This is a genomic window from Actinomycetota bacterium, assembly GCA_005774595.1.
Lineage (GTDB): Bacteria > Actinomycetota > Coriobacteriia > Anaerosomatales > D1FN1-002 > D1FN1-002.
In genome coordinates this window covers 1-3,194 of record VAUM01000233.1, presented here as the reverse complement: position 1 = coordinate 3,194, position 3,194 = coordinate 1, and the positions used below count along the sequence as shown (strand labels likewise).

3 protein-coding genes and 1 riboswitch are annotated in these 3,194 nt (G+C 71.5%); of the genes, 1 reads left to right on the top strand and 2 read right to left on the bottom strand.

The window, feature by feature from the left end; genetic code table 11:
- Both FDZ70_08420 and FDZ70_08415 read right to left on the bottom strand, forming a co-directional pair.
- Positions 1-916: ABC transporter substrate-binding protein (locus FDZ70_08420; GenBank protein ID TLM72406.1), on the bottom strand; the 916-nt coding region annotated here is incomplete at its 3' end.
- Between the two features lie 128 nt (positions 917-1,044).
- A riboswitch (cobalamin riboswitch) is annotated at positions 1,045-1,186 on the bottom strand.
- A gap of 70 nt (positions 1,187-1,256) precedes the next feature.
- Positions 1,257-1,832, bottom strand: a complete 576-nt coding sequence (locus FDZ70_08415; protein ID TLM72405.1) for a hypothetical protein — start codon at positions 1,830-1,832, stop codon at positions 1,257-1,259.
- Between the two features lie 138 nt (positions 1,833-1,970).
- On the opposite strand from FDZ70_08415, the gene FDZ70_08410 reads away from it, so the two are divergent.
- Positions 1,971-2,813, top strand: a complete 843-nt coding sequence (locus tag FDZ70_08410) for a 4Fe-4S dicluster domain-containing protein (GenBank protein ID TLM72404.1) — start codon at positions 1,971-1,973, stop codon at positions 2,811-2,813.
- Positions 2,814-3,194: the final 381 nt, after the last annotated feature.

Sequence of the window (3,194 nt, the reverse complement as noted above, 5' to 3'; positions counted from 1 at the left end):
GACCGGGACGTGAGACGAGGTTGTCGTCGAGCGTGACCACCCGACCGGCCTTGACGGCCGCGAGCTGGGAGTAGCCGGCGCGCTTCGCCACGTCGGCCGGGTCGCTCATCGAACCCTTCGTGGCGAGGTAGACCGCCGGGTCGTCCTTGAGCAACTGCTCGACCGAGTAGCCCACGTAGCCGGGCTGCGTGACGACGTTGCGCCCGCCGGCAGCGGTGATGAGCTCGTCCATGAGCGTGCCCGTGCCCACGGTGAACAGCGGATCCTGCGCGATCTCGATGAAGCACGGCACCGGCTCCGCCGCGCCGAGCTTCGCCCGCAGCGCGGCGAGGTCGGACTGCATGCCGGCGATGAGCTCCTCGCCCGCACCGGCATCGCCGAGCACCACCGCCACGTCGACGACCGAGCGGTAGAGGCCTTCGAGCGACTGTGGGTCGACCACGACGACGACCGCGCCGGCCTCCTCGAGCTTGGAGACCACGTCGGCCTGCACGCCGCTCGTGGCGAACACCACATCCGGGTCGGCCGCAGCGATCGCCTCGACGTTGGGCTGGGCGAAGTCGCCGACCTTGGCGATCTCGGCGACCTCGGGCGGGTAGTCGCAGAAGGTCGTCACGCCGACGAGGCGGTCGATCGCGCCGAGCGCACAGACGATCTCGGTGTTCGCAGGCGCGAGCGAGACGACGCGCTCGGGCTTCGCCGGGACGGTCACAGTGCGCGAGGCGTCGTCGGTGATGGTGACGGGGTATGTGACCTCGGGCGCAGGCTCGGGCGCGACGACCGACTGCTGCGGTGTCGCGGTCTTCGGCTTGCAGCCGGCAGCGGCGCCTGCAGCGGCGAGCAGACCGGCCGCGAGCGCGGCGGCAACGGCGATGCGGACGATACGGGTGGTGCGAAGGGTGCGGGTGGTGCGCATGATGCTCTCCTCTCGTCGTCGCGGCCCCGGAAACACGAAGGCCCGCCATCTTGGGCGGGTCCTCGGGAGTCCGGGTGGTCGGGACGCCGGCGAGCCGGCATCGCGATTCAGGCCCCTTCTCCTCGAAGGCCGCGTCGCGCATCCCGGGCAGGTCTCCTGACTTCACGCTCGCATAGACGCGGCGCTTCACAGTGGCGGGTCCGTGCCGGATTCTCACCGGCTTCCCTATTCTCCCGCTTCCAAGCGGGCACCCGGGACGCATGTTCGGTTGTCAGTGGGGGCACTGTAGCACACGCCTCTGTCGACGCAAGCGCTGCACTGCGGACGCGCGGGCGTCGCCCTAGAACAGGTCCTGCAGCCCCGCGAGCGACTCGCCGGCGTGCTCGAGCGCCCAGTCCTCGAGCGACAGGTACAGCGTCGGGTTGAACACGAGCCCCATGTGCACCGTCAGGTCGACGAGCTCCTCGAGCAGCCCGGAGCGCTCCATGAGCAGGTCGACCGCGCGCGGGTTCACGCGATCCTCGCCGTTGCCCTGCGGCGCGAGGAAGACGCGCTCGGCACCGTCGCCGAGAACGATGTCGAAGAGCAGGTTGCCCTCGGCGAGCACGAAGACCAGGCAGCCGTCGGGGCCGACCGGCTTCACGTAACTGCCGCGCTCCTTCGCGTAGCCGGAGATCTGCGCGAGCGCGGGCGCCTCGACCCGGATCGAGCACGGGGGCACGGGCACCTCGGCGATGACCTCGCGCAGGTTCGCGAGCGATACGAGCGTGCGCTCGGGCAGGACGTCGTGCAGGCCCGCCAGCGCGAGGTCGGCCTCGGCGACGGAGCGCGCGGCAAGGAAGACGCGCATCATGTCGCGGCAGTCGCCCTCGTACAGCAAGCGCAGCTTGTCGAGCTCTCGGACTGTGGTGATCACGTCGGGTCTCGCCTCATCATCGGGCGGTGGTCGTCTGCAAGTGATGTATCGGCACCGCCGGGCCTCGCGATGAGCACCCGGCGACGAACGGCACGGTGCTAGAGTGGGCGGCGGGCGGCGACGGGAGCGAGCTAGGCGATGTGCCGGTTCTGCGCACAGCACGGCGACGGCAAGCGGTGGTACCTGGAGGCGTCGAACTACGCCACCGAGCTGCTCGACGAGGCGGACCGCCGAGGGTACATGGTGCGCTTCCTCCGCGACTTCGACCGCAACCGCCGGCGCGTGCTGACCGCCTGCGAGCTGGCCGAGAAGGTCCCCGCGCCGCTGGCGAAGGCCGGCAAGGAGCGCTTCGCCCGGCACATGCGGGAGCACCACTTCGGCCAGCCGGTGCCACTGGAGCAGTGCGAGGCGATCTTCGACACCGCGACCTGCATCGTGAACCTCCCCTGCCCGTGCCGCACCTTCGCCGGCAAGTCCGAGGAGGGCTTCTGCCTCGCGATCACCGTCGCGCCCGTCGAGGACCTGCTGCGCGAGGGCATGGCCGGCTACGGCGACGGCCCCGACACGCTCGCCTTCACCCGCCTGGACAAGGCCGAAGCGATGGCGCTCCTGCGGCGCGCCGAGGAACGCGGGCTGATGCACTCGGTGTGGACCTTCGAGACGCCGTTCATCGGCGCGATCTGCAACTGCGACCTGGCCAGCGGCTGCATGGCGATGACGCTGACCGTCGGCCACGGTGCGAAACTCATGTGGCGCGGCGAGGACGTCGCGGTGCTCGACACGACTGCGTGCACCGGCTGCGGCGCGTGCGTGCGGCGCTGCCCGTTCGCCGCGATCGACCGGCCCGCGTCGAAGGGCGCGCCGGCGGTGCTGCGTCAGGCCGACTGCTGGGGGTGCGGGGTGTGCCGCTCGGCGTGCGCGAGCGAGGCGCTCTCGCTGGTCGAGCGGGCGGCGGTGCCGGCGGTCGCGGGCGTCTGGTAGCGTCCGGGCGCTCGGGCGCGCGTCAGGCGGCGGGCGCGTCCGGGGACGCGTGCCACGCGACGATCGCATCGCGCAGGGCCCACACGACAAGTCCGGCCGCCACGCCCCAGCACGCCACCATCCCGACGAACGGGCCCTTGACCTCCCAGCCCGAGTGCAGGACCGGGTTGTCGGGGTGCATGAGGTTCGGCGCGGCGAGCAGCAACCCCCAGAACGCGACGACGAACCCGGCGTCGAGCGCCGCGGTCACGAGCGAGCGGTCGGCCAGGTGCTGGGCGACGAGCACGACCGCCGCGGCGATCAGGATCCAGAACGCCGCCTGCAGCCGCGGCTCCGACCAGTTGATGGCGCCCCACGCCAGCTTGCTCGACAGAACGCCGA

What these genes read in the sequence shown, in the direction of transcription:
- FDZ70_08410 (TLM72404.1), top strand. Translation starts at nt 1,971, where the DNA reads ATGTGCCGGTTCTGCGCACAGCACGGCGACGGCAAGCGGTGGTACCTG.